The sequence below is a fragment of the Collinsella aerofaciens genome, assembly GCF_040926265.1.
Lineage (GTDB): Bacteria > Actinomycetota > Coriobacteriia > Coriobacteriales > Coriobacteriaceae > Collinsella > Collinsella aerofaciens_BB.
Window position 1 is genome coordinate 1 of the sequence record NZ_JBCOIL010000034.1, and the last position, 22,813, is coordinate 22,813.

Sequence of the window (22,813 nt, forward strand, 5' to 3'; positions counted from 1 at the left end):
CTCAAGGTGCACGCCTGCGCTGCTCATCCGGTTGCACCGGGCCGCGCGGCAAGGAGATATATTGCCAGACCGGAGGGGCCCCGGGGGCGGGAATCTGGTCGTACACATTTCCTACACAATGTAAGATCTAACTAACGTTTGCCAGCCGTTAACTACCGCTCGCCGAGCATCTCTTTATATAAGGCAGCCTCATGGTTAAAGCGGATACGTTCCCCTAGCTAAAGCACAGCCAGCATCGAGCAACTCGTCACGTTCTTCCACCGAGAACCCCTCGGCGTAGACGCGCACCACTGGTTCGGTCCCGCTAGGACGGACCAGCAGCCACGTGTCATCCTCGAATGCCAAACGCAAGCCATCCATATGACTAACGTTTTGCGGCACCTTGCCACAAATCGACTTGGGGTTTACGCCCGGCAGCAGGGTTCGTAACGTTTCGGCATCTTCGGCCTCAAGGCGCAAATCGCGTCGACCGTAACTCGTCCTACCAAAACTATCCTCGAGTTGGTCGACCAGAACGCCCAAAGGCGCGCCCGTCTTTGCCATAAGCTCACACAGAATCAGACAGGCGAGGATTCCATCGCGCTCGGGCATATGCGCGGCGATGCCGATGCCACCGGCTTCTTCGCCGCCCATGAGGACGCCACCCTTCTTCATCTCCGCCGCTATATATTTGAAACCGACTGGTTTGACGGTCACGCGGCAGCCAAGCGCCTCCGCAATGCGACGCACGAGCGTCGAGCATGAAAGATTGACGACGACGCGCCCCTCCAAATTACGAAATTGAACCAAGTCGCCCAAAACGAGCGCCATGATCTGATGCGGATGTATATATCTGCCGCGCTCGTCAACCGCGCCGATACGGTCGGCGTCGCCGTCGGTCACCAGGCCAGCGCAAGCTCCGTCCTCGATAACCGTGCGCTCGCAAGCGTCCACCCAAGGTTCAACGGGGTCGGGGCAGATATCTTCTTGGTCAGACGCCTGCCCGGCGTGAATCTCGTGCGCCTCAACGCCAAGCTCGCGCAGCAAGTCGGCTAGATAGCCCTGGGCTGCGCCGCCCATGGGATCAACAACCACGCGCAGGTGCGCGGCGCGAATGGCTTCGGCATCGACAAACGATGCCACCGCCTGCATATAGTCAGGAATGATATCCGCGGTGCGATATTGCCCCTCGATCCCCATTGGCTCGGGAGCCATAGTCTCTTCGAGCTCTTCGATGACATCCTGGTTGGCGGTCGAGCCGTCACCCATGCGAATCTTGAGGCACAGATAGCCCTGCGGATGATGGGACCCCGTCACCATGAGCGCGCCGCACGCCTCACCGTCATAAGCCGCCGCCCACGTAAGGGCAGGGGTCGGGACAGGTCGCGAAGCGAGCACGGCGTCTAGCCCGTGCGCTGCTAGCACACCCGCCGCAAGCTCAGCGAACTCGCGCGCCAGGGGCCGGGTGTCGAACCCTATATATACCGTTTTGCCCGGATTGGTCTTTTGCCACAACTCGCCGACGGCATCGGCGATACGGGCAACGTTATCGGCAGTGAAGTCCTCATCGACGCGAGCGCGCCAACCGTCAGTTCCAAAATGAATTATCGCGCACACGCGCAGACACCTCACAGTGTTTGGATCATGGTACGCATGGGGTATACCCGCAACATGCGCTCGGCAACCTGCCGGCACCAGCATTCACCATTTGGGCAAATGCTGCCGAGGACATGCAAGCAATAAAAAAAACCACCCCGTATGGAGCGGTTTTGCCCTTTATATATCGAGCGCCTCGGCCATCGCGGCCGTAGTGATTGCCGTGGTTCCACAGCAACTGCCCACCATTGCGGCACCGGCATGTCTCCATTCGATGCATGCGCGCGCGAAAGCTTCGGGGTTCTCGTGCCATACGGGGCCATCCTGAGTCTGGACCGGATCGCCTACGTTGGGACGCACCGTGACGGGAGTAGTCGCCGATGCAACCATCCTGGGCACCGCCGCGTTCGCGGCCGCAAGCGAACAGCAATTAACACCAACCGAGTTTGCGCCGTGTTTTTCGGCGTACAAAACGGCTGCCTCGATGTTGAGGCCATCGCCCAACAGGTCGCCTTTATCGTCAACGACAAAACTCACCAGAACAGGCATGCCGTCGGCGGCGTCTCGGGCGCCGGCAAGCATGGGCTGCAAATTACGGATAGACGTCACCGTCTCGATCAGCAGACCGTCAACACCAGCATTGAGCAAGGCGTGCGCCTGTTCGCGCGCAATGCCTCGGATTTCACGATACTCGGCAGAGTCCTCGGCAAACCATTCAATACCGATCGGCCCCATCGAGCCCAGCAGCAGCTGAGGGTGCGCCTGGCGGGCATCGTCGACGGCCCCGCGATTGACCTCCGCCACGGACGGCGCAATCTGGTCGTGCTTGAGGGCATAGCTCGATGCCTGAAAGGTGTTGGTAATGAGCACCTGTGCGCCGGCGGCGACATACAAGCGATGGATACGAGAAACGGTCTGCGGCTCTGCCAGATTCCAAAACGCCGGTGGAATGTCGGCGGCATCGTACTCACTCAACAGAACACTGCCCATGGGACCCTGCGCCAACAAGGTCTCGCTCGACAAGCGGCGCGTAAGTTCCTCGGCACCAAAGCGGTTGTAATAACTCGTATCCATATATATCCCGCTATTCCTCGACGCTGATTCCCTGCTTTTCGAGATAGGCGAGCCAGCGGTTCATCGTGTCCTCGGAAAGCGCATGCTCCATCATGCAGGCCTCGGAATCGGCTCGCTCAAATTCGACACCGAGCTCCTGAACCAAAAACGTGCGGATGAGGCGATGACGGTACCAGATAGCCGTACCAACCTCGCGGCCGCGATCGGTCAGGACTACCTTGCCGTAGTGCGATTGCTCGACAAGTTCGGATGCCTTGAGCGCCGAAACCGCTTTATTGACCGATGCCTTGGAGACGCCAAGGCGCTGCGCGATGTCGACCGATCGCACGCCGTTGGTTTCCCCCTCTTCGCTTTCAATGCGAACCATGCACTCCAAGTAGTCTTCGTTCGCCACCGTCAGATGTAGTTCGCGCGAGCTATTTGTCGTATCCATGATCTTCCGTCCCTTCTGCATTCAATGGCTGATTCTACCCCATCCAAGCGTCGTGGTATGCCGTGGCATACCGTGCTAGAGTTCTTGTTGCACACGACGACCAAGATTGGAGCGGTCTTTATGGAAAACACCACCACGAGCCCCGATGTCCTCGAACGCTTTTTGCGCTACGTCCAGATCAACACGCAGTCCGAGGATGCAAACTGCGACCAGGTACCCTCGAGCGCCGTTCAGTTTGACCTTGCCAACGTGCTGGCTGAAGAGCTGCGCGAGCTTGGTGCGGAAGATGCCCACGTGACCGAGCACGCCTATGTCTGCGCGCATATCCCCGCAAGTGCGGGCGCTGAGGACAAGCCCGCCCTGGGCCTGATCGCCCATCTCGACACCACCGAAGTTGCACCGGGCGCCGGCGTGAAGCCGCACATCGTGCACTACGAAGGCGGCGACCTGGTCTGCGGCACGGTTGACGGTAAACCCGTTGCCATGAGTACCGCCAAGCTTCCCGCCCTGAATGACCTCGCGGGTGAGGACCTGGTCTGCAGCGACGGCACCACGCTGCTGGGCGCAGACGACAAGGCAGGCGTCGCCGAGATCATGTCGCTTGTCGCGCGTATCGCTCAGGACCCTTCTCTGCCCCATCCCGCACTCGGCATTTGCTTCTGCCCTGACGAGGAGATCGGCCACGGAGCCGAGCTGTTGGATATCGATACCTTTGGCTGCAAGTACGCCTACACGGTCGACGGCGGCCCCATTGGCGAGCTGGAGTGGGAGTGCTTTAACGCCGCCGAGGCGACCGTCCGCTTTGAGGGCCAGTCCATCCACCCGGGCGACGCTAAGGGTCGTATGGTCAACGCAGGCAATCTGTTCTGCGACTTCAACGCGTTGCTCCCCTACGTGCAGCGCCCGGAGTATACGGAAGGCTACGAGGGCTTTTATCACCTTGAGGGTGTATCTGCGACCGTCGATCACGCCACCGCGCGCTATATCGTCCGCGACCATGACGCCGCCAAGTTCCAGCAGAAACTCGACCTTATTGATGCCGCCGCCTCGATGCTCAACCAGCGTCTGGGTGAGGAGCGCGTGACGGTCGAGATTAAGCAGCAGTATCGAAATATGGCCGAGATCGTTCGTGACTATCCCGAGCTTATTGATGTTGCCAAGGAAGCCTACCTTGCCTGCGGCGTTGAGCCCCAAGTGCTGCCGATTCGCGGCGGCACCGACGGCGCGCAGCTGTCGTTCCGCGGTCTGCCCTGCCCCAACCTTTCCACCGGCGGCTATTGCTACCACGGCGTCAACGAGTTCGTCCCGGTCAGTTCGCTCGTCAAGATGACCGATGTGCTCCAGGAGCTCGTCGCCCGCTTTGCATAAGCCTGGCTGCACAAGTCCGAAAGACGAATCGCCCCGTCCTCAACCGAGAACGGGGCGATTTTTTTGCTGCAATGAGAACATGTTGACGCACGCCAGCCTCTTAACGCAAGGAGTGTCCCAAACTGCCGGCACAAAAGGAACGTCCCCAAGTGCCAAGTGTTCCGGCAACGCCGATGTTTTGGCGCGGACAGACACTATGACCCGATCCAGGGGCACGGAAACGACAGGAGCCCCCGCTCGTGACCGCGGGTCGGGGCTGCGACAATGTTGTTGAAGTGCCAGAGGCGCAGCCGCGCCGCAACGAGGTTGGGAGGCTCCCGTGCCTAGATATTCTACCGCCTTCGGAATGGACGTACACCTCAGGTCCACGACCGTCTGCGCGCTCGACGCGGAGACGGGCGAGGCAGTGACGAGGAGGTTCCGCGGCAACCCCTGGGGCGAGGTCGCGGAGTGGATGTCGGGCTTCCCCGGCCCGTCGCTCGCCGCCTACGAGAGCGGCTACCTCGGCTTCGCCCCGCAGAGGGAGCTCTCCGGGCTCGGCGTCGACTGCGTCGTCGCGGCCGTCTCCAAGGTCCCGAGGTCGGCGGCAGACTTCTCGTCCAAGAACGACCGCAACGACGCGGCCAGGATGGCCAAGGCGATACTGTCGCACGATATCTCCCCGGTATGGGTGCCGTCCCCCGAGATCGAGGGGCTCAGGGACCTCGCCGGGGCCCACGACGCGGCGACCGCGAGGCTCGCGGCGGCGAAGCAGCGGCTCCTGGCGTTCCTGGCCCGCCGTGGCTACGCCTACGGCGGCACGACGCCGGCCGGAAACCCCCGGAGGTACTGGACGTACGACTTCCTCAGGTGGCTCGACAAGGTCCGGCCCGCCGACGACGGCGGCATCCGGGCGCTGGCGGCGCTGAGGAGCGAGGTCGAGGCGGCCGCCGAGACGCGCGACGCCCTCCTCGCCGAGTACAGGGCCGCCGTCGCGGCGGGCCCCCTCTCGGCGGAGGTCGAGGCGCTCCAGTCGATCAAGGGATGCGGGTTCGCGCTCGCCGCGGCCTTCGCGTCCGAGGTCGGCGACTTCTCGAGGTTCCGCTCCGGCAGGCAGGTGACGTCCTACTTCGGCCTCGCCCCGAAGCAGAGGTCGAGCGCGGACTCCGTGCGCCTCGGCGGGATCAGCGGGGCCGGCGACGCGCTCGTCAGGAGGCTGGCCGTCGAGGGGTCCTGGAGCTACGTCCAGGCGAGCCACCAACCGAAGCTGATGCCCAAGGGCAGCGGCGTCCCGCTCGAGGTGAGGATGCACGGGAGGAAGGGGTCCGAGCGCCTGCTCCGGCGACGCGAGGAGATGCTCGCCAGGGGCATGCCCCAGGCGAAGGCGAACGCCGCCACCGCCGCCGAGCTCGTGAGGTGGCTGTGGGCCCTCGGCGCGATGTGCCGGGAGGCAACCGAATAGACATAGCCCCCGTCCCGGCGAGCCGGGCAGCCTTCGGGGATACCCCCGCTTTCGCTGGGCGCGCGGCAGCGGCCGCATGCGCGTAGTCAGACTTGGGGAGCCCCGCCGAAGGAATGGAGTGCGGGCCGACAGAACGGTATCCGCGGATATGAGACTGAGCCGAAGGCGTCGACGACATGCCGGGGGCGGACCGGGACGGGTTCAACGGCAGGCCCCGCCGACCGATTGCAAGCGGTCGGCGGGGCCATTGTGGCTCTTGACAGCGGATTGGGTCATATGAGCGAAAACGCCCCTAGGCGAGCAAGGTGCCTTGAAACGAGGCGGCATTGATCTTTTGGTCATGCCGCCGAAGTTGAAAGGCAGATTGCCGCCCTGGCGGGCTTGCAGCGTCAAGCGGTTACGCGGTTTGGTAAAACCGCGTAACTCTAGTAGTTGGCTTCGTAGCCGTTGCCGTCGCCGGTGGGCTCTTCGTAGTAGTCCGAATCGCTCGAATCGCTTGAGTCATCGGAATCGTCAGAGCTGACCGATGAGGTTGCGGTACCGTTTGCGTAGTCGTCAGACGTGTTGTTGTTCAGGTCGCCGATCGTAGAGCTGGAACCGTCGGAAAGACCCATGGTGTTGGGACCCTTGGGATCCTTGCCGGCATCGACGCGCTCCATCATTTCCTTGAGCTCGTCCTCGTAGACAAAGACGTAGCTCACACCGTCGATCATGGTGCTGTCGTCGGCGTCCGAGGGCAGGTTGGCCGAGTAGATACCGTCGACATCCATACCGCGCATGGCGTTGACCGTAGCCACGATATCCTGAACGCTCATATCGGTTACGAGCATATCGGACAGCGAATTAACCAGGCCAAAGATCTTCGTGGCATCGAAGTTATTGAGAATCTGGTTGGCAAGGGCGCCAAGCACCTGACGCTGGTGGCGCATGCGCGTGTAATCGCCGTCGGCATAGGTGTAGCGGCAGCGGGCATAGGTAAGGGCGGTGGCACCGTCCATATGCTGCTGGCCAGCGGTAATCTTAATATCCAGGTGCTCGGGGTCGTCAACATCATCGGTTGCGTTAATGTCGATACCGCCAACCGAATCAATCAGCGCCTGCATACCGTCGAAGCTGACCTCGGCATAGTGGGAAATCTGAACACCGCACAACTCGTTGACCGCCTCGACCATGGCCTCGGCGCCGCCAACGGTGTGGCAGGCGTTGATCTTCATGGTCTCGCCCTTGTACTCGACCTTGGTGTCGCGCGGAACGGAAATGAGCGTCGCCTGCTTTTGCGTGGGGTCGATGCGTGCCAGGATAATCGAGTCGGCACGATACGTATCCTCGCCCGGACGGCCGTCGGTGCCAAGAAGCAGCACGTAGAACGGATCCTTTGCCTCATCGGTGTCAACCAGAACCCGACGCAGATTGTCGGTAATGACATTAGAATCGCCGAGCTTGCCCATAATGGTGGCAAACCACAGGCCGGCAGCGGTAGTGGCACTCAGCAGCACGCCAAGCACGACAATGAGCACGACGTGACGAATCGTGTGGCTACGACGACGTTGGCGAGCGCGCTCGGAATAGCGAGCCACGCTATCGCGACTGTAGATCTTGGCCTGCGCACCAGTTGAGGGTCTTCGGGTGGTGGTATCCGCGAGGGGCTTTTTATTAAACATAGGCAACCTGTATTAGTAGATGACGGGATCGGGGACGGCAGCATGCTCGACATGCGCGCCGAGTGCCTGCAGCTTTTCGACAAACTGCTCGTAGCCACGCTTGATGTGATGGATGGCCGAAACCTCGGTCGTCCCGTCGGCGATCAAGCCCGCTACGACGAGGGCCGCTCCGCCACGCAGATCGGGCGAGGTAACCTGTGCACCCGAGAAGCCCTTGACGCCATGAATCATGGCATGATGGCTCTCGATACGAATGTCGGCACCCATGCGCACCAGCTCAGAGGCAAACATAAAGCGATTCTCGAAGATGTTTTCGGTAATAACAGAACTGCCGTCGGCAAGGGCGGAGAGCACCATAATCTGCGCCTGCATGTCCGTCGGGAAGCCGGGGAACGGAAGCGTCTGGATGTCGACCGGCTTGATACGCTCGGCACGGCTCACATGGACGCCGTCGTCGGTACGCTCGCAATCGATGCCCATAAGCTCCATCTTCTTGAGCACCATGCCCAAGTGAATGGGGCAAAAGCCCGTGACATCGACACCGCGATCGTCGGCCATCAACGCACCGGCAACGATAAAGGTACCGGCCTCGATGCGGTCGCCCACCACGCGATGGGTAACGGGATGGAGCTCTTCCACGCCTTCGATAGTCACGACGGGCGTACCGGCGCCGACAATCTTGGCGCCCATCTCGTTGAGCATGTTAGCGAGATCGACGATCTCGGGCTCGCGGGCGGCATTGTCGATAACCGTGGTGCCCTGTGCGCGCACAGAGGCCATGATGAGGTTCTCGGTCGCACCGACGCTGGCGAACTCGAGCGTGACGGTGGTACCGCGCAGACCTTGGGGCGCATTAGCGTTGATGTAACCGTGGGCGGTATCGAACTCAACGCCCAGGGCCTCAAGACCAAGAATGTGCATATCGATCTTGCGAGCACCCAGGTTGCAGCCGCCCGGCATGGCAATTTTGGCGCGATGGAAGCGGCCCAGCAGGGGTCCCATGACGGCGGTGGAAGCGCGCATCTTGGCAACGAGCTCGTAGGGGGCCTCCCAAGAATCGACCTGAGAGGTATCAATCTCGAGCGTGTGCTCGTCGAGAACATCGATCGTAGCGCCCATGCCTTTGAGCACCTTGCCCATCACGTGGACATCGGAAATATCGGGCACGTTCTGCAGCGTCGTCTTGCCCGGCGCCAGAAGCGTTGCCGCCATGAGTTTGAGCGCGGAGTTCTTGGCGCCCGAAACGGGCACGGAGCCTCCGATGGCGTGGCCACCCTCAACGCGGATAATATCCAAGGTCTACCCTTTCAAAAAGCATGCCCGGGGTGGCTGGGCCATCCCGGGCATGATGTGTTCGCAAATGGTCGAACGCTAAATCGTTTGACTATTGGGCAAGCTTGAGCTTACACCATGCGATTTCATTATAGAGGTAGGCGCGGCGTGCATCATCCTCCGACAAATTACCCAGCTTCTCTTCAAAACCTTGAATATCAGCTTTAAGCTTGTCGGCATCGACGGTCGCCAAATCGCAAGCGCGCTCGGCGAGAACGGTCACGACATCGTCCGCAACCTGGGCATAGCCGCCGGCCACGGCAAACGTGTGGTCGACAGTGCCCATGGCCTTATCGGAAACGCGAACGTAACCGCGGTCGATCGTGCAGATCTCGCTGGAGTGAGCAGGCAGAACGCCAAACTCGCCATCCGTGGACGGAATCGACACAAACGCAGCGTCGCCCTCATAGGCGCAGCTCACGGGGCACACGATGCGGATACGCATAACCTACTTCTCCCCCATCTTGCGGGCGCGCTCGCGCACGTCCTCAATCGTGGAAGCATAGCGGAAAGCCTGCTCGGGCAGGTCATCGGCCTTGCCGTCGACAATCTCGGCGAAAGAGCGGACGGTATCCTCGACGCGGACGTAGACACCGGGGTTGCCGGTGAACTTCTCGGCGACGTGGAAGGACTGCGAGAGGAACTGCTGAATCTTACGGGCACGGTTGACCGTAAGGCGCTGCTCCTCGGACAGCTCGTCCATACCCAGAATGGCGATGATGTCCTGAAGGTCGGAGTACTCCTGCAGGAGCTCCTGGACCTTGACGGCGACACGGTAGTGCTCCTCGCCGACAATCGAGGGATCGAGAGCGTCGGAGGAAGATGCGAGCGGGTCGATAGCCGGGAACAGGCCGAGCGACGAAATGCTACGCGAAAGAACCGTGGTGGCGTCGAGGTGCGTAAACGTCGTGGCAGGCGCCGGGTCGGTCAGGTCGTCTGCGGGGACGTAGACAGCCTGGACGGAGGTAATGGAGCCCGTCTTGGTCGAGGTAATGCGCTCCTGGAGGTCGCCCATCTCGGTTGCCAGCGTGGGCTGGTAACCAACGGCGGACGGCATACGGCCCAGCAGTGCGGAAACCTCGGAACCTGCCTGGGAGAAGCGGAAGATGTTGTCGATGAACAGCAGAACGTCCTGGCCGCGATCGCGGAAGTACTCAGCGGTGGTAAGGCCGGCCAGACCGATGCGCAGACGCGCTCCGGGCGGCTCGTTCATCTGACCATAGACCAAGCAGGTCTTGTCGATAACGCCAGACTCGCTCATCTCGAGGAACAGGTCGGTGCCCTCGCGGGTACGCTCGCCGACGCCGGTGAACACCGAGGTGCCGCCGTGCTCCTGGGCGAGGTTGTTGATGAGCTCCTGGATCAGAACGGTCTTGCCGACGCCGGCGCCGCCGAACAGACCTGTCTTGCCGCCGCGGATGTAGGGCTCGAGCAGGTCGACGGCCTTGATGCCGGTCTCGAAGATCTCGGTCTTGGTGGTGAGCTCGTCGAAACGGGGCGCTGCATGGTGGATGGGGTAGAACTCCTCCACCTCGGGCATGGGCTTGCCGTCGACGGGCTTGCCCATGACGTTCCAAATGCGGCCGAGCGTCTTGGGACCAACGGGCATCTTCATGGGCTCACCGGTATCGGTGGCGATGAGGCCGCGCTGCAGGCCGTCGGTCGAGGACATGGCGACCGTGCGGACGACGCCGCCCGGAAGCTGGCTCTCGACCTCGAGGATCGTGCTCAGATGACCGATCGGGGTCTCGGCCTCGACCGTGAGCGCGTTGTAGATCGGGGGCACCGCGCCGTCAAACTTGACGTCGACGACAGGGCCGATGATTCGCACGATGCGACCATCACCGGCAGTCGTCTTCTTGGTGGCTTCCTCGACCGCAAGCTTTACGGTGTTATTAGCCATTACTGTTCCTCCAATGCTGAGGCTCCGCCGACGATCTCGTTAATCTCGGTCGTGATCGAAGCCTGGCGCACGCGACTATACGTGCGGGTAAGGGTCGAGATGATCGCGGTGGCGTTTTCCGTCGCGGAGTGCATGGCCTTGCGGCGTGCACCCTGCTCGGCAGCCGCCGAATCGATCAGGGCCTGGTAGATGACCGTCAGGATATAAGACGGCACAAGCTTGCCGAGAACATGCTCGGGAGAGGGCACGAACTCGAACGTGGACGAGATGCGCTTAGGGGCGTCGGTCTCGTTCTTACGCGGACCGTGGGCCATAGCGATCATCTCGGGGTCGAGCGGCAACAGATGCTCGACGCGAAGCTCCTGATCCACGCGGTTCTTGGCGTGGTGGTAGACAAGCTCGACACGGTCAAGCTCACCGGCACGATACGCATCGCAGATATGAGAGGAGATCATGCGGGCCTGATTGAAATCGGGCTCAGAGGAGTTGCCCTCAAAGTGCATGACAACGTTTGCGCGGTCACGGAAATACGTGGCCGGCTTACGCCCGCACGCGATGATCTCGCATTCGATGCCGTCGTTCGCCCAAGAAGCGGCGAGCTTTTCGGCCGTGCGCTCCACCGTCGTATTGAAACCGCCGGCAAGGCCGCGGTCCGAGGCAATAACGACAATCAGGCCATGCTTGACGCTCTCATGCTTCTGCAGCATGGGATCGGTGCCCGAACAGGAGGCGTCGCCGGCGACCGTCAACATGACGTCGGTCAGCGCCTCCTTATAGGGCTCGGCCTGCTTGGAGCGATCGAGGGCACGACGAATCTTGGCCGTAGAGACCATCTCCATCGTGCGCGTGATCTGCTTGGTCGTGGTAACCGAGGAGATTCGCTTCTTAATGTCGCGAAGGTTGGCCATGGGGCTTAGTTCTCCTCTGATCCAGAAACATCCGAATGGTGCTTGGCCATGAACTGCTGCTTGAAGTCGCCGATGACGCGCAAGAGCTCAGCCTTGGTGTCATCATCGATCTTCTTGGCGCGAACCTTGTCGAGCAGCGAACCAAAGCCATTGTCCATGTACTCGATGAGCTCGGCACGGAAAGGCAGCACGTCGGCGATCTCCAGGTCATCCAGGAAGCCCTCGTTGCCAGCGAACAGCGTAACGATCTGCTCGCCAACCTCAAACGGCTTGTAACGCGGCTGCTTCAGGAGCTCGGTCATGCGAGCACCGTGGGTCAGCTGCTTCTGAGTAGCCTCGTCGAGGTCGGAGCCGAACTGCGTAAAGCCAGCGAGCTCCTGATAGGAAGCGAGGTCCAGACGGAGGTTGCCGGCGACCTGCTTCATGGCCTTGGTCTGCGCATCGCCACCGACGCGGGACACGGAGATACCCACGTCGACTGCCGGGCGCTGACCCTGGAAGAAGAGCTCGGACTGCAGGTAAATCTGACCATCGGTAATGGAAATGACGTTGGTCGGAATGTAGGCCGAGACGTCGCCGTCCTGGGTCTCGATGATCGGCAGTGCCGTCATGGAGCCGTAACCGTTCTTCTTGGACATCTTGACGGCACGCTCGAGCAGACGAGAGTGCAGGTAGAAGATGTCGCCAGGATAGGCCTCGCGTCCGGGCGGACGATGCAGCGTCAGCGACATCTGACGGTAGGCCACAGCCTGCTTGGACAGGTCATCGTAGATGACGAGCACGTGGCCGCCGGGGTTGGTCTCGCTGGCGGGCTTGCCGTCCTCGCCGTTGTACATAAAGAACTCGCCAATAGCGGCACCGGCCATAGGCGCGATGTACTGCATAGGGGCGGAATCGGCAGCAGTGGCCGAAACGATGATGGTGTAGTCGAGCGCACCGTGCTGAGCGAGGGTCTCGCGGATGTTGGCAACCGTGGAGGCCTTCTGGCCGATGGCGACATAGATGCAGACCATGCCCTTGCCGCGCTGGTTGAGGATAGCGTCGATGGCGATGGCGGTCTTACCGGTCTTACGGTCACCGATGATGAGCTCACGCTGACCGCGGCCAATAGGCACCATGGAGTCGATAGCGAGCAGACCGGTCTGAACCGGCTCGCACACCGGGGTACGATCGATGACGCCGGGAGCCTTGAACTCGATGGGGCGACGGTGCGTAGCGACGATGTCGCCCAGGCCGTCGATGGGCTGGCCGAGCGGATTGACGACGCGGCCGAGCATGGCACGGCTCACGGGGATATCCATAACGCGGCCAGTGGTGCGGCACTCGTCGCCTTCCTTGATGGAGTCGACGGCACCGAACAGAACGGCGCCGACCTCGTCACGGTCAAGGTTCTGGGCAAGGCCGAAGACGGTCTCACCGGTATCGGAGCTCTTGAACTCCAGAAGCTCGCCTGCCATGGCGCTCTTGAGGCCGGAGACGCGCGCGATGCCGTCGCCTACCTCGTCGACCGTTGAAACCTCATGCGTATCGACCGTCGCGGAGAGGCTCGTGAGCTGCTCCTGCAGTTTCTTGGCGATATCCTGGGCATTGAGGGTTTCGGACATTAGGCTTCACCTCCGTACGAATTAGCAGAGTTTGCGAGGGTCTCCTGCGCGATGCGCAGCTGCGTCTTGACGGAAATGTCACGACGCTCGCCGCGGGCCTCGAGCACCAGGCCGCCCACGATAGACGGGTCGACCTGCTCGATAAGGAATACCTTGCGGCCGAAGTCCTGCTCGCATTTCTTAGTGATGGTTTGACGCAGCTCGTCGTCGAGCGGGATCGCCGTGGTGACGGTCACGCCCACTACATCCTCGTCTTCCTCGGCAACATACTTAAAGGCAGCTGCCACCTTGGGAAGAAGGTCGAGCTGGTCGCGCTTGGACATGGTGTCGAGCACGGCGATGATCTCGGGGCTGGCAGAAGCCAAGCGCTCGATCATCTCGAGGTCCTCGAACACATGGTTCTCGGCCTTGGCGGCTTCCAAAAGGGAACGCGCGTAGGTCTCGAGCACCTTGTCCTGATAGCGGCTAGTCGGCATTCAGGCTACCTGCTTCCTGGATGTAGCGCTCGATGAGCTTCTTCTGCTCGGCATCGTCCTCGAGTGCCTCGCCCACGATCTTGGTGGCGACGGCAACGGACAGGTCGGCGATGGAGCTCGCGGCACCGGCGTAGATGGACTTGCGCTCGTCCTCGACGGTCGTATGGGCCTTGGCGATGATCTCCTCGGCCTCCTTGTGAGCAGCCTCGATGATACGGGCACGCTCGGACTCGGCGTCCTTACGGGCCTCGAGAACGATGTCGGCAGCCTGACGACGGGCGTCGGTGACGATCGAGTCGGACTCAGCGCGCTTGGCGATAGCCTCCTGCTTGGTCTTCTCGGCCTCGTCGAGGCTCTCCTCGATCTTCTTGCCGCGCTCCTCCATGGTTTTCATGATGCCCGGCAGGGCGACCTTGGCCAGCACGATCCAGATAATCAGGAAGGCGATAAGCGCCGGGATGAACTCCGCCATCTTAGGGATGAGGATGTCCGCACCGGCGGCGCCGTCCTCGGCGAACGCGGAAACCGGCATGAGCAGCGCGGCCGCGGACGCGGAGAGTGCGATCGCGCTCTTCTGGGATGAAAGATTCATACTTGACGCTCCGTGCTATTTAACGATCAGCGCGACAACGAAGCCGATCAGAGCCAGAGCCTCGCCGAAAGCGGAGCCCATGATGAAGACGGTGAACACGCGGCCCTGGACCTCAGGCTGACGGGCCATAGCACCCGTAGCACCCAGAGCAGACAGGCCGATAGCAAGACCAGCGCCGATAACACCGAGACCGTAACCGATAACTCCCACGATTCCTCCTTTGTCGTGCGTGTCTTATTTCACGCAGGATAACCTTTTTATAACTGCCGGGCTCCATGGGTACGGGCACCGGCGGTTTAACGAATTGCCTTACCTTTAAGGCGCGAACGGAAGACTACTCCTCCTCCGCGACCTCCTCTGCCTCGGAGACATACACGGCGGTAAGGACCGTGAAGACGTAAGCCTGGATGGCGCCGACCACAAGCTCGATCGCATAGATCAGGATGAGAATGGCAAGCCAGGCCAGCGAAGGCAGGGCGCCGACGGCGTGGGCCGCGGAAACCTGCTGAAGCAGCGGCTGCATGAACATGCTCGCCATGATGGCGAACGAGCCCATGACCACGTGTCCTGCGAACATGTTGCAGAACAGACGGACGGCGAGCGTGATGAGGCGCAGGAAGGTCGAGAAAAGCTCGACGACCCACACGAGCACGTTCATCGGGAAGCTCACGCCCTGCGGAGCGAGGCTCTTGATGTAGCCGATCACGCCGTGAGCCTTGCATCCGTAGTAGATGAAGTACACGAAGGCGAAGATGGCGAGCGCGGCGGTGGAGCCGATTGCACCGGTGCCGGGCTTCATTCCCGGGATCAGGCCGATCATGTTATTGATCAGGATGAACAGGAAAAGCGAGCACAGGAACGGGAAGTGCTTCTTCCAGTTCTCACCCACGACGCCCTTGCCGATATCGTTCTCGACGTACTCGATGATGTACTCGAAACCGTTGACGAAGAAGCCCTTGGGGACCAGGGTCTGCTTCTTCTTGAACACGGCCAGGACGATCAGGAGCACGATCGTGGAGACGATCAGCCAAAACGAGTACTGCGTGATGCCGCAGCTCAGATCGCCCACGACAGGGGTGGAGCTGAACTCGCTGACCAGATGATTAATCTCATCAGGCAGCTTTTCAAAAATTTCCACGACTTACCTTTCGACCTCATGAGGATCTCGTAGCGCCTTGGCGACGCGAACCGCGCAGGCGGCCATAAAGGCCACGAAGCCGATCGCCTCGCCCAGGAGGAACATGCGAAATGCCTCTCCGAACAACACAAACACAACCAAGGTAAAGACGAGCAGAGCGATTGCCGAGACCGCCAGACTCACCATACCCTTGAGCATGTCCGCATTCTGCTTATCGTCAAGAACCGGCTTGAGCGTAAAGACAAAGGGAAGGAAGGCAATCGCGCCCGCGATGGCACCTGCAACGATAGCGAGCAGATCGGCTATCTGAAACACTGGCGTCCTCACTTTCCTTTTTTATCGCCTCACAGGACAGTTCCCGCCAAACATTGGTGACTATTGTACGAGCCAATCGCTAAAGTACAACCGAAAAAGCATCGGTTAATACGCACCTGTTCGTTTTCTTAAGACCTTCTTTATGCCGCAGGTACGGTAATACGTTTTTCTCGAACCCTGCGGGGCAAAACGTCCGTTAACAGGAGTGCGCGCGGTCGTCTTTTGTTCGACCGCGCGCACCATTTCTTCGTATTTTCGACGTTAGCCGGTATGGCCCAGAGATTACAGCGTGCCGTAGATGCGGTCGCCGGCGTCGCCCAAGCCGGGAACGATGTAGGCAGCTTCGTTGAGATGGCCGTCGATGGCGCAGGTATAGATATGCACATCGGGGTCCTTCTCAGTCAGCGACTTGAGGCCCTCGGGGGCCGCGACGATGCACAGCATGCGGATGTCCTTGACACCGCGCTCGCGCAGGTAGCTGATGGCCATCTCGGCCGAACCGCCCGTGGCGAGCATGGGGTCGACGACCAGGCAGATGCGCTGGTCGATATCCTTGGGCATCTTGCAGTAATACTCGTGCGGCTCGTGGGTAACCTCGTCGCGCTCCATACCGATGTGGCCCACGCGAGCGGAGGGCACCAAGTCGAGGATGCCATCGACCATGCCAAGGCCTGCACGCAGAATGGGAACGATGGCGAGCTTTTTGCCGGCGAGCTGCTTAAACGTTGCGGTGGTGATGGGGGTCTCGACTTCGACGTCTTCCATGGGCAGGTCGCGCATGGCCTCGTAGCCGTCAAAAAGTGCGAGTTCGCGCACGAGCTGGCGGAACTGGTTGGTGCCGGTGTTTTTGTCGCGCAGGATCGACAGCTTATGCTGGACGAGCGGGTGATCGACAAGGGTCACACGGGACGTATCGTAGGTGACGGTCATGGGTTGATTGCCCCTTTCGTTGCGGCCGGAAGATGGCCTTGCTGACAAGGCGCATGGCGATGTTGTTGCCGCGCGCCGTGCATAAGTTTAGCGGTTTGTTGTATCGAGCAGCCCATCGCAGCCCTACTGTGCGGTACTGAGCGAGCGCTTGACTGCATCACGCCAGCCCGCAAGGTTTTGCTCGCGGCGCTCGGCGGACATATGGGGAAGGAAGGTCCTAACGATCTGGGCATTTTGCTCCAGCTCTTCAAGGTCTTCCCAATAGCCGACGGCAAGACCCGCCAAGTACGCGGCACCGATTGCCGTGGTCTCCACCGTCTCGCATTGCAGCACGGGGATATCCAGCAGGTCGGCCTGGAATTGCATGATGAACTCGTTGCGTGAGGCGCCGCCATCGACGGACAGGCGCTCAATCGAAAGTCCCACGTCCTGCTCCATGGCGCGCAGCACGTCATAACTCTGGTAGGCCATGGACTCGCAGGCCGCACGCACAATGGTCGCGCGACTCGAGGCACCGGTCAGGCCGCACACGATACCGCGGGCACGCGGGTCCCACCAGGGAGCGCCCAGGCCAGCGAAGGCGGGGACGAAGTAGCAGCCCTCGTTGTCGTTGATCGAAGCGGCGAGTTGCGCGGACTCGCTCACACTCGAGATGATGCCCATGTTGTTGCGCAGCCAGTTCATGGTTGAGCCGGCAGCAAAGATGGAGCCCTCGAGTGCATAGCTGATCTTGCCGTCCGCGGCGATACCGATCGTGGAGACCAGACCGTTCTTGGATTCGACGACCTCGTCGCCGGTGTTCATGAGCATAAAGCAACCCGTGCCATAGGTGTTTTTGGTCTGGCCGGGATGGAAGCAGCAGTGGCCGAACAGCGACGCCTGCTGATCGCCCGCCACGCCCATGATGGGCGGCATGTTGGTCATGATGTCGCTCGCGACGCGGCCGTAGTCGCCCGAGCTCCAACGAACCTCGGGCATCATGGAACGTGGAACGTCAAAGAGCGCCAGCAGGTCGTCGTCCCAATCGAGCGTATGGATATTAAAGAGCGCCGTGCGGCTGGCATTGGTGTAGTCGGTGGCAAAGACCTGACTGCCGGTGAGGTTGTAGATGAGCCAGGTATCGATGGTGCCGAACATGAGGTCGCCCGCCGCCGCGCTCTCACGCGCACCGTCGACGTTGTCGAGGATCCACTGCACCTTGGAAGCCGAGAAATACGGATCGAGCGTGAGTCCCGTGCGGGAGCGCACCAGCTCTTCTGCGCCCCGCTCGACCAGCTCGTCGATCAGAGGTGCGGTGCGACGGCATTGCCACACGATGGCGTTATAGATGGGTTGGCCGCTTATGCGGTCCCACACCACCGTGGTCTCGCGCTGGTTGGAGATACCGATGGCGGCGATGCGGTCAGAATGGATGCCGCTCTTAAACTGGACCTCCATCATCACGCCGATCTGGCTGGCAAGCACCTCCATGGGGTCTTGCTCTATCCAACCGGGACGCGGGAAGCTGGTTTTGACGCTACGACGTGCCTGCGCGACGATGCAGCCGTACTCGTCGACGATGGTCGCAAGTACCGAGGTGGTGCCGCAGTCGAGCGCCATGATGTAGGAACCGCCAAAGTTAAACGAGGCATCTTCCATGCCCAGGCTGCCCAGATTCAACGACATCGCTTACACCTTTCTATTGCATCGGGTCGGACAGGACCCGTTCGATCTCTGATGCGGGAAGTGCGCCTTGGCGCAGGATCTGGAGCCCGCCGTGCTGGAACGACACGATGGTCGAGGCGTCGCGACACGGGGTCTCGCCGGCGTCGACGGCAACATCGACCCCCTCCAGGATGCGCTCCTCCACCGTGACAAAACTTGCCGGCGCGGGCGCGCCATGCGTGTTGGCGCTGGTGCAGGCAAGAGGGCTGCCGCAGGCGCGGATGAGCGCTTGCACCACGGGCGAGGCCGAAGCGCGAAGTGCCACCGTGTCGTCGGCGGCGCGCATAAAGGTCGGCACGCAGGGGGCCGCCTTGACCACGATAGTCAGGGCTCCCGGCCAGCATCGTCGCGCGAGTACGCGAGCCTCTTCGGGGATATCCACGCCATAGCGGTCGAGCGCCTCGACGCCATCGACCAGCCAGGCGACCGTTTGGGTGAGCTTGCGCTGCTTGAGGGTAAAGATGCGGCGGTAGCCAGTACCAAGCGCAGGGACCGCGGCGCCGTTAACGGTGGCATGCGGATCGCGCGGCCACAACAAGGATTCGCTTGTATCTTGGGGGACAGCATCGGAGAAGGCGTTGACTGCCACGGCGACACCGTAGACGGTCTCGGTCGGGATCAAGACCAGGCCGCCGCGGCCGAGCACCTCGGCCGCGCGCTCGACGGCAAGCCGATGCGGCTCGCGCGTTCCCTTGTATACCCGATAGACCGTCTGCATGTGTATGCCAGCCCCTTACGCTCTGGTGCAAGTTTGTTTACTGGGGGGCATTCTCGCACGAAACGTTCAACCTATTTGGCCAGAGTGCATGTTGGTTTGGTGAGCGGCTCTAGTAGTCGGTGAAAGTGAGGGGGTTATTGGAAGGCTACAGACTTCTTTGGTCTTCCGGCGTGACGTTCTTGGGCGGCGTAGCGCTCGATGCTGTCTATCGTTATCATCCGACGGCCATCGACGAGTTCAACATCGAGCTTTCCGGCTTTGACCAGCGCGGTAATCCGCGGAGCGGAGACTTTGAGGTCCAGCGCCGCGTCTTTAAATGTTCGGCACGCCGCTTCCCGAGCGTCCTCGTAGTCGATTTCGACTGAAAGAGCCACGACCTCGGCCGAACGTTCGTACCCTGCCGGAGTCAAACCGTTGTTGAGGTCGTCGGCCAAAAACGCCATCAGCGCCTCGGTGGCATGGGCAATCGCTTCTTCGCGCGTATCGCCATCGGCAAAAGCGCCGGGAATCTGCGGGAAGCTGGCGCAGTACCCGTCGTCTTCTTTTATGAGAACGCAGTCATAGGTAAATCGCTGCCTCATTTTGCCTCCAACTACCATCCAGCTTGGCGACGAATACTTGCCCACGTGCCCTTCTTTGGTCGATCACCACCAGAGCCGTTCACGGTGACAACACGGTCGCCAGAAACATACTTAGCATGACTACCGACTTGCGCGACCTTCACGAATCCATCGTGCTTGAGTAGGGCAATGATTTCCCGAAAGGTAGGAGGTTGCATGGGCCGACCTCTTTCAGCCGTCCTAATTATAAACTAGTTTATAATTTTTGCTAACCAGTTAATAAATATTACTGGCGCTGTTTGGGCTCGGTGACGATGGCTCGGACGATGCGGGGGCGATCGGTGAGGTCGCGGACGATGCGCACGTCCGAGAGACCCGCCTGGCGGCAGAGCTCGGCGGCGGCGTCGAGGGCACCCTCGTAGAGCTCGCAGGCAAACAGGCCGCCGGCGCGCAGCATGTAAGGCGCCGCATTGAGCAGGCGGCGGAAGATATCGAGGCCGTCGGCGCCGCCCTCAAGCGCCAGGTCGGGCTCGAAGTCCTTGACCTCGTGCGGCAGTGAGCGCATGACGTCGGTCGGAATGTAGGGCGGATTGGAGACAAGCACATCAAAGGTGCCCCACTCTTCGCGGGGAATGGAACTCACCAGGTTGGTGAGGCTAAAGGCGACCTCATCGGATGTGAGACCGAGCGCGTCGCGGTTTTTGGTGGCCAGATCGATAGCGCGCGGCTCGATATCGGTGGCGGTGCAGGTAACGTGGCCGCGGCGCTCCCAGGCAAGGGAGAGCGAGATGCAGCCCGTGCCGCAGCCGACCTCGAGAACGCGGGCGATGCGGGGCTCGGCTGGGGCAGGCGAAGCGGCATCCTGAGCTGAAGCCGTCTCCTGGTCGGCACCCTCGATGGCGATGCCGTATTCGTCGAGCTCGGACTCGGCGGCTTCCGCGACTTCGGCTTCTGCTGCCTGCGCGGCGGCTTCCTCGGCCTCGCGGTCGGCCAGCTCCTCGGCATAGGCACGGCTGCCGAGCACGTCGCTACCCAGCGCAGCCTCATCGGCGGCCGTCAGGTTGGCGGCACGGCGCTCGGCGGTCGCGCGTTCGTCTGCCAGCGCGGCCTCAGCCTTGCGAGCCTGCTCGACCTCATCGTTCCAAGGCAGCTCAACACGCTGACGGGCAGCAGCCTCGGGGCTCAGCACCTCGGCATCCAGATAATTGAGGACTTCCTCGACGAGCATCTCGGTCTCGGGACGCGGAATGAGCACGCCGGGGGCGCACGTGACGTCGATCATGCGAAACTGCGTGCTGCCGGTGATGTACTGCAGCGGTTCACCTTTAGCGCGACGAACAACGGCCGCGTGCATGGTCTCGAGCTGAGCCGCGTTAAGCGTCTCGTCCATGCGCATATATAAGTCGATGCGTGCCAAACCCGTGGCAGCGCAGAGCAGCCACTCGGCAGAAAGACGGGGGTGCTCCTCGCCGCGCTCGGCCAGGTACTCCTTGGTCCACTCGAGACAACGCTTGATGGTCCAAATCTCGTTTGCCATGGGGCCCTCCCCTCTTAAGCGCCGGACGGCGCGCGAATGTCGGAGCAGATTGTACGCGAGGGCGGCACGCGGCAAGGGACGATTGGAAGCGATTATCGAGAATCAGCCCAGAATTTTGCTTGAATCGCAATCGAAGTGTTCATTCGTCGACGTCTAAATCTGCATCCGTCAAGCTTTTGGCAAGGTTGCCCCAAAACTGACCAATATCTAACCAAGAACTTGCCAAATCACTTGACGCGCGATGCATCAAAAATCGCCCCGCGACTTCTTGAACGATTTTTCGAGCAATATTTTCAATTGCAGATGAAGGCTGCTGATTACTTTAAGCAGGTAGGCAGCTTAATTTCTAATAAAGCAGATTAAATAAACTTGAAAAGTAATTTACCCAACCTAGTCATTTAAGAACGTCCCCAATGACTACCCCGCATCCGGAGCAAGGCAACGCCGCAGGTAGAGGGCGGACAGCGAAAACGCCCCTAAGCGAGCAAGGTGACGTGAAAGAGGAGGGAAGCGTACTTCGGTACGCGACCGACGATTGAACGTCAGATTGCCGCTTAGGGGCGTTTGCAGCGTCGAGCAGTTACGGCGTTTGGTAAAACGCCGTAACTTAAACCGCCTGTGCCAGCTTCTCGGCTCGCTCGGCGGCGGCGAGCGCCTCGATGACGGTGCCGAGCTGATCGCCCAGAAGGACGCCGTTGTAGGTGGAGTTGAAACCGATGCGGTGATCGGTCACGCGGTCCTGGGGCTGGTTGTAGGTACGGATCTTCTCGGAACGGTTGCCGTGGCCGATCTGGCTCTGGCGCTCGGCACCGAGCTCGGCCTGCTGCTTCTCGAGTTCCATCTCGTACAGACGGGCGCGCAGCATCTGCATGCAGACCTCGCGGTTCTGGATCTGGGAACGCTGCTCCTGCGACTGCACCACGGTGTTGGTGGGCAGGTGGGTGATGCGCACGGCGGAGTAGGTGGTGTTAACGCACTGACCGCCAGGGCCGGAGGCGCAGTAGGTGTCGATGCGCAGGTCGGACTGGTTGATCTGGACGTCGATCTCCTCGGCCTCGGGAAGTACGGCGACGGTAGCCGTGGAGGTCTGAATGCGGCCCTGGGACTCAGTCTTGGGAACGCGCTGGACGCGGTGCACGCCGGACTCGAACTTCATGACGGAGTAGACGCGGTCGCCCTCGACCTTGAACTCGATGGACTTAAAGCCACCGGCCTCGCTGGGGCTGGAATCGAGCACGGTAGTCTTCCAGCCGCGCGACTCGCAAAAGCGCTGGTACATCTTGTACAGATCGCCGGCGAAGATGGCCGCCTCGTCGCCACCGGCGGCGGAGCGGATCTCGACGATGGTGTTCTTGTCGTCGTTGGGGTCGCTCGGGATGAGCATGTACTTGATGTCTTCCTCGAGCTGGGGAAGCTTGGCCTCGTTTTCGGAGATGTCCATCTGGAGCATCTCCTTCTCATCGGCATCGGTGGTATCGTGCAGCATTTCCTTGGCAGCCTCGATGTCATCGAGCGCGCCGATGTACTCGCGCGAGGCGGCAATG

Annotated in this window: 23 protein-coding genes; 2 read left to right on the forward strand and 21 right to left on the reverse strand. The window is 61.1% G+C overall.

From position 1 onward, the window contains the following. Positions 1-195 precede the first annotated feature (195 nt). The 3 genes from AB5767_RS09115 to AB5767_RS09125 all read right to left on the reverse strand — a co-directional run bounded on the left by AB5767_RS09115 (position 196) and on the right by AB5767_RS09125 (position 3,082). Positions 196-1,596, reverse strand: coding sequence for a phosphoglucomutase/phosphomannomutase family protein (locus AB5767_RS09115; protein ID WP_368131946.1), 1,401 nt, complete (start codon positions 1,594-1,596; stop codon positions 196-198). Between the two features lie 159 nt (positions 1,597-1,755). Next, positions 1,756-2,649: a homocysteine S-methyltransferase family protein gene (locus AB5767_RS09120; RefSeq protein WP_035138801.1), complete on the reverse strand. Its 894-nt coding sequence runs from the start codon at positions 2,647-2,649 to the stop codon at positions 1,756-1,758. Positions 2,650-2,659: 10 nt separating this feature from the next. Further along, positions 2,660-3,082 (reverse strand): metal-dependent transcriptional regulator, encoded by a 423-nt coding sequence (locus tag AB5767_RS09125; RefSeq protein ID WP_035138800.1) that lies wholly within the window; start codon positions 3,080-3,082, stop codon positions 2,660-2,662. Positions 3,083-3,202: 120 nt separating this feature from the next. On the opposite strand from AB5767_RS09125, the gene pepT reads away from it, so the two are divergent. Next, a complete protein-coding gene (gene pepT, locus AB5767_RS09130; protein WP_316366040.1) occupies positions 3,203-4,450 on the forward strand; it encodes a peptidase T in 1,248 nt (415 codons plus the stop codon). Between the two features lie 319 nt (positions 4,451-4,769). Next, a complete protein-coding gene (locus AB5767_RS09135) occupies positions 4,770-5,891 on the forward strand; it encodes an IS110 family RNA-guided transposase (protein ID WP_368131947.1) in 1,122 nt (373 codons plus the stop codon). A 425-nt stretch (positions 5,892-6,316) separates the two neighbouring features. Here AB5767_RS09135 and AB5767_RS09140 read toward each other — a convergent pair whose 3' ends face one another. From AB5767_RS09140 to prfA, 18 genes are all read right to left on the reverse strand, one after another. Further along, a complete protein-coding gene (locus tag AB5767_RS09140; RefSeq protein ID WP_368131948.1) occupies positions 6,317-7,552 on the reverse strand; it encodes an LCP family protein in 1,236 nt (411 codons plus the stop codon). A 12-nt stretch (positions 7,553-7,564) separates the two neighbouring features. Next, on the reverse strand, positions 7,565-8,848 hold the full coding sequence (gene murA, locus AB5767_RS09145; protein ID WP_368131949.1) for a UDP-N-acetylglucosamine 1-carboxyvinyltransferase: 1,284 nt from the start codon (positions 8,846-8,848) through the stop codon (positions 7,565-7,567). 88 nt (positions 8,849-8,936) lie between these two features. After that, complete coding sequence (atpC, locus tag AB5767_RS09150; RefSeq protein WP_006235718.1) at positions 8,937-9,329, reverse strand: ATP synthase F1 subunit epsilon; 393 nt, start codon at positions 9,327-9,329, stop codon at positions 8,937-8,939. A gap of 3 nt (positions 9,330-9,332) precedes the next feature. Continuing rightward, positions 9,333-10,787 (reverse strand): F0F1 ATP synthase subunit beta, encoded by a 1,455-nt coding sequence (gene atpD / locus AB5767_RS09155; protein ID WP_006235717.1) that lies wholly within the window; start codon positions 10,785-10,787, stop codon positions 9,333-9,335. Next, positions 10,787-11,695 (reverse strand): ATP synthase F1 subunit gamma, encoded by a 909-nt coding sequence (atpG, locus tag AB5767_RS09160; protein WP_006235716.1) that lies wholly within the window; start codon positions 11,693-11,695, stop codon positions 10,787-10,789. The genes atpD and atpG overlap by 1 nt, the downstream gene beginning before the upstream one ends. 5 nt (positions 11,696-11,700) lie before the next feature. Further along, complete coding sequence (gene atpA, locus AB5767_RS09165; RefSeq protein ID WP_006235714.1) at positions 11,701-13,299, reverse strand: F0F1 ATP synthase subunit alpha; 1,599 nt, start codon at positions 13,297-13,299, stop codon at positions 11,701-11,703. Further along, entirely contained in the window at positions 13,299-13,775 is a 477-nt protein-coding gene (locus AB5767_RS09170; protein WP_006235713.1) for a F0F1 ATP synthase subunit delta, read from the reverse strand. Before AB5767_RS09170 ends, atpA begins: the two co-directional genes overlap by 1 nt. Beyond that, positions 13,765-14,367 carry a F0F1 ATP synthase subunit B gene (gene atpF / locus AB5767_RS09175; RefSeq protein ID WP_006235712.1) on the reverse strand — a complete coding sequence of 201 codons (603 nt, stop codon included), beginning with the start codon at positions 14,365-14,367 and terminating at the stop codon, positions 13,765-13,767. The genes AB5767_RS09170 and atpF overlap by 11 nt, the downstream gene beginning before the upstream one ends. Positions 14,368-14,382: 15 nt before the next feature. Next, entirely contained in the window at positions 14,383-14,577 is a 195-nt protein-coding gene (locus AB5767_RS09180; RefSeq protein ID WP_022094262.1) for an ATP synthase subunit C-like protein, read from the reverse strand. A gap of 124 nt (positions 14,578-14,701) precedes the next feature. Beyond that, entirely contained in the window at positions 14,702-15,505 is an 804-nt protein-coding gene (gene atpB / locus AB5767_RS09185; RefSeq protein WP_022094263.1) for a F0F1 ATP synthase subunit A, read from the reverse strand. Positions 15,506-15,508: 3 nt separating this feature from the next. Beyond that, complete coding sequence (locus tag AB5767_RS09190) at positions 15,509-15,820, reverse strand: hypothetical protein (RefSeq protein ID WP_035138788.1); 312 nt, start codon at positions 15,818-15,820, stop codon at positions 15,509-15,511. Positions 15,821-16,102: 282 nt separating this feature from the next. Continuing rightward, positions 16,103-16,750 carry a uracil phosphoribosyltransferase gene (upp, locus tag AB5767_RS09195; RefSeq protein ID WP_368131950.1) on the reverse strand — a complete coding sequence of 216 codons (648 nt, stop codon included), beginning with the start codon at positions 16,748-16,750 and terminating at the stop codon, positions 16,103-16,105. 123 nt (positions 16,751-16,873) lie between these two features. Further along, positions 16,874-18,415, reverse strand: a complete 1,542-nt coding sequence (gene glpK / locus AB5767_RS09200; RefSeq protein WP_217750679.1) for a glycerol kinase GlpK — start codon at positions 18,413-18,415, stop codon at positions 16,874-16,876. Between the two features lie 13 nt (positions 18,416-18,428). After that, on the reverse strand, positions 18,429-19,172 hold the full coding sequence (locus tag AB5767_RS09205) for an L-threonylcarbamoyladenylate synthase (protein WP_368131951.1): 744 nt from the start codon (positions 19,170-19,172) through the stop codon (positions 18,429-18,431). A gap of 134 nt (positions 19,173-19,306) precedes the next feature. Continuing rightward, positions 19,307-19,798 (reverse strand): type II toxin-antitoxin system HicB family antitoxin, encoded by a 492-nt coding sequence (locus tag AB5767_RS09210; protein ID WP_349105103.1) that lies wholly within the window; start codon positions 19,796-19,798, stop codon positions 19,307-19,309. Beyond that, the gene (locus AB5767_RS09215) at positions 19,765-19,950 is read right to left on the reverse strand and encodes a type II toxin-antitoxin system HicA family toxin (protein WP_089573106.1); all 186 of its coding nucleotides are present in this window, start codon (positions 19,948-19,950) and stop codon (positions 19,765-19,767) included. Before AB5767_RS09215 ends, AB5767_RS09210 begins: the two co-directional genes overlap by 34 nt. Before the next feature lie 68 nt (positions 19,951-20,018). Next, complete coding sequence (locus AB5767_RS09220; protein WP_368131952.1) at positions 20,019-21,269, reverse strand: N5-glutamine methyltransferase family protein; 1,251 nt, start codon at positions 21,267-21,269, stop codon at positions 20,019-20,021. A gap of 607 nt (positions 21,270-21,876) precedes the next feature. After that, positions 21,877-22,813, reverse strand: a 937-nt coding sequence (gene prfA, locus AB5767_RS09225; protein WP_368153321.1) for a peptide chain release factor 1, incomplete at its 5' end; no start/stop codon positions are given.

Bases quoted from the DNA above. Each gene is read 5' to 3' on its own strand.
- atpG (WP_006235716.1), bottom strand. From the start codon at position 11,695: ATGGCCAACCTTCGCGACATTAAGAAGCGAATCTCCTCGGTTACCACG.
- upp (WP_368131950.1), bottom strand. From the start codon at position 16,750: ATGACCGTCACCTACGATACGTCCCGTGTGACCCTTGTCGATCACCCG.
- pepT (WP_316366040.1), top strand. From the start codon at position 3,203: ATGGAAAACACCACCACGAGCCCCGATGTCCTCGAACGCTTTTTGCGC.
- AB5767_RS09205 (WP_368131951.1), bottom strand. From the start codon at position 19,172: ATGCAGACGGTCTATCGGGTATACAAGGGAACGCGCGAGCCGCATCGG.
- AB5767_RS09220 (WP_368131952.1), bottom strand. From the start codon at position 21,269: ATGGCAAACGAGATTTGGACCATCAAGCGTTGTCTCGAGTGGACCAAG.
- AB5767_RS09125 (WP_035138800.1), bottom strand. From the start codon at position 3,082: ATGGATACGACAAATAGCTCGCGCGAACTACATCTGACGGTGGCGAAC.
- AB5767_RS09215 (WP_089573106.1), bottom strand. From the start codon at position 19,950: ATGCAACCTCCTACCTTTCGGGAAATCATTGCCCTACTCAAGCACGAT.
- AB5767_RS09170 (WP_006235713.1), bottom strand. From the start codon at position 13,775: ATGCCGACTAGCCGCTATCAGGACAAGGTGCTCGAGACCTACGCGCGT.
- atpC (WP_006235718.1), bottom strand. From the start codon at position 9,329: ATGCGTATCCGCATCGTGTGCCCCGTGAGCTGCGCCTATGAGGGCGAC.
- atpF (WP_006235712.1), bottom strand. From the start codon at position 14,367: ATGAATCTTTCATCCCAGAAGAGCGCGATCGCACTCTCCGCGTCCGCG.
- atpA (WP_006235714.1), bottom strand. From the start codon at position 13,299: ATGTCCGAAACCCTCAATGCCCAGGATATCGCCAAGAAACTGCAGGAG.
- AB5767_RS09120 (WP_035138801.1), bottom strand. From the start codon at position 2,649: ATGGATACGAGTTATTACAACCGCTTTGGTGCCGAGGAACTTACGCGC.
- AB5767_RS09140 (WP_368131948.1), bottom strand. From the start codon at position 7,552: ATGTTTAATAAAAAGCCCCTCGCGGATACCACCACCCGAAGACCCTCA.
- glpK (WP_217750679.1), bottom strand. From the start codon at position 18,415: ATGTCGTTGAATCTGGGCAGCCTGGGCATGGAAGATGCCTCGTTTAAC.
- atpD (WP_006235717.1), bottom strand. From the start codon at position 10,787: ATGGCTAATAACACCGTAAAGCTTGCGGTCGAGGAAGCCACCAAGAAG.